This window comes from Pseudomonas sp. HMWF006 (assembly GCF_003061205.1).
Lineage (GTDB): Bacteria > Pseudomonadota > Gammaproteobacteria > Pseudomonadales > Pseudomonadaceae > Aquipseudomonas > Aquipseudomonas monsensis.
The window spans coordinates 766-2,562 of the sequence record NZ_QAIU01000649.1 but is presented as its reverse complement, the minus strand read 5'-3'; the positions used below and the strand labels follow the sequence as shown (position 1 = coordinate 2,562).

Annotated in this window: 1 protein-coding gene; it reads right to left on the bottom strand. The window is 65.8% G+C overall.

Annotation, left to right across the window (positions count from 1 at the left end; translation table 11 throughout):
- Positions 1–1,797, bottom strand: a 1,797-nt coding sequence (locus DBR24_RS29995) for an autotransporter-associated beta strand repeat-containing protein (protein WP_256591996.1), incomplete at both ends; no start/stop codon positions are given.

Here is a 1,797-nt window from a genome sequence, read left to right as displayed (position 1 = left end):
GTACACCGTCGACCAGGCCGTTGGCGATAGTCTGGCTGCCGTCCCAGTAACGGATGTTGCTGTTGGGTGCCGACACCTGAATGTTGATCTGATTGGCCACCCCGGTTTGCACCACCAGATCGCCCAGCGCATAACCGACCGGCACGCTGGCCACGTCCAGACCGAGGTTGCTCAGGCTGCCGGTGTAGTTGAACAGGCGATACACGCCGACGCCGAACCCACCGGCATCGGTGACGTTGAGATTGCCGTCGAGGGTCAGGTTGCCACCGATGTTCATCAGCGAGGCGGTCGACGGTGTACCCAGCGCCACATCGACGTTGCTGCCGGCTCCGAGGGTCAGCGCACTCGCCGACAAGGTGTTGCCCGACGACAGCGCCAGATGCCCGCCGTTGTTGATGTTCACCGCGCCGAGCGCCGAGCCGGTACCGGTCAGGGTGCCGCCGGTATTGACGTTGAGTTGCGCGCTGGCCAGCGAACCGCTGAGGTTCACGGTGCCGCCATTGATCGCGGTGTTGCCGGTGACGCCGTTGATTCCAGTGAGATTCAACGTGCCGGTGCCGATTTTGGTCAGGCCACCGCTGCCGCTGAGATCACCATCAAACGTGCTGGTGAGGTTGCCGCCACCGACGGTCAAGGTGTTGCTGCCGGTCAGTTGCACACTGCCGCTGCCGGTCAGCGCACCGAGGCTGGCATCGCTGCCCAGATTCAGGCTGGCGCCGGCGCTGATGTTCACCCCGGAGGTATTGCCCAGTGCCCCGCTGTTGAGGGTGGTGACGCTGCCGGAGACGATATTCAGTGCACCGCTGAAGGTGTTGCTGCCGGCCAGCGTCAGGTCAGACAGACCGTTTTTGGTCAGGCTGCCGGCGCCGTCGATGATGCCGTTGAGGGCCAGGTCGTTGTTGCCTGCCACGGTCAGTCCGGCATTCAGGGTGATCGCGTTGCCGATGCCGAACGAGGCGCTGTTGTCGAGGGTCGCCGCACCGCCGACGGTCAAGCCGCCGCTGCCCAGACCGTTGGCATTGCCCAGGGTCAGGGTGCCGGCGTTGAGCGTGGTGCCGCCGCTGAAGGTGTTGTTGCCGTTGAGCGTCAGGTTGGCCGCGCCGTTCTTGATCAATGGGCCGGTGCCGCTGGTGATGCCACCGAGGGTCAGATTCTGCGTACCGCCTACGGTCAGCGCGGCATTCAGGGCGACGTTGTTGTTGAGGCTGACCAGCGGCGAATTGCTGTCCAGCGTCGCCGCGCCAGCCACGGTCAGGGCCCCGGAACCCAACGCCGAACTGTTGCCGACAGTCACGGTACCGGCATTCAGCGTGGTGCCGCCGAGGTAGTTGTTGGCCGCGTTGAGAATCAGGTTGGCCGTGCCGTTTTTCACCAGACTGCCAGCGCCGCTGACCAGACCGGTCAGGGTCAGGTCGGCCGTGCCGCCGACGTTCAGCGCGCCGGCCAGGCTCACCGCGTTGTTCAGGTTGACCGCCGTGTTGGCGTCCAGCGTGGTGTTGGCCGCCGCGTTCAACGAACCGGCGCCCAGCGCGCCGTTGGCGCCGACAATCAGTGTGCCGGCATTCAGCGCGGTGTTGCCGAAATAGGTGTTGGCGCCGTTGAGGGTCAGGTCGGCCGCGCCGTTCTTGATCAGGCCACCGATGCCCGCGACCACACCGCCGAGGGTCAGCGCATTGCTGCCGCCGACGGTCAGGGTGCCGCCGAGGTTGACGTTGTTGGTCAGCGTCGCCGCCGTGCCGGCATCCAGCGTGGTGCCGTTCGAGGCGTTCAGAGCGCCCGTCCCCAGCGCAGTGCTGG